The organism is Citrobacter sp. MGH 55, assembly GCF_016906145.1.
In the GTDB taxonomy this organism is placed as follows: domain Bacteria; phylum Pseudomonadota; class Gammaproteobacteria; order Enterobacterales; family Enterobacteriaceae; genus Citrobacter_A; species Citrobacter_A amalonaticus.
This window is the reverse complement of record NZ_CP070239.1, coordinates 1,161,403-1,161,941: the sequence shown is the minus strand read 5'-3', so window position 1 is coordinate 1,161,941 and position 539 is coordinate 1,161,403. Positions and strand designations below refer to the sequence as shown.

General features: G+C 44.0%; 1 protein-coding gene. It reads right to left on the bottom strand.

Annotated features, from left to right (window positions below):
* Window positions 1–539, bottom strand: a 539-nt coding sequence (locus JTI98_RS21095) for a fimbria/pilus outer membrane usher protein (RefSeq protein WP_252869617.1), incomplete at its 3' end; no start/stop codon positions are given.

Sequence of the window (539 nt, the reverse complement as noted above, 5' to 3'; positions counted from 1 at the left end):
GTGTTGAAATTCGTGCCATTACGACGATCATAGTTTATGCCAGAGAAGCTGTAGTGCGATTTATCAAACACGCTGAAGGGTACGCTAAGGGATACCCCGGCGTTATAATCACTTTCCATCCCCTGCAGTCTGGAATATCCGGCATTCAGAGAGACTGATATATTATTAAAACTCTTACTGAGATTTACGTTTGCCCCTACCTCACTGGAACTGTCCCAGTAATCTTCCTTCCAGGCTGACATGTTTAAGAACACATTCATTTCCGGGAGTTGATAGGTGATAATCGATTCATACCGCTGTTTGGGTCTGTTGTTTAACAGATTGTAATAGCGATAGTTAAAATCCGCGTAGTCAATGTAATTTTCTGAGTTAAAGCGATAACCGATTATCTGTAAATTCGCGTTTTCCCCTAAGGCACGGGCATATTTCACCGATGCGCTAAAGCCGTTCATCGTTTTGCCATTATGGTATTTTGCCTGCGACAGGTTGCCACTCATTGCCACGGCACCAAACCAGCCGAAAGAACGGATAAACCCCAG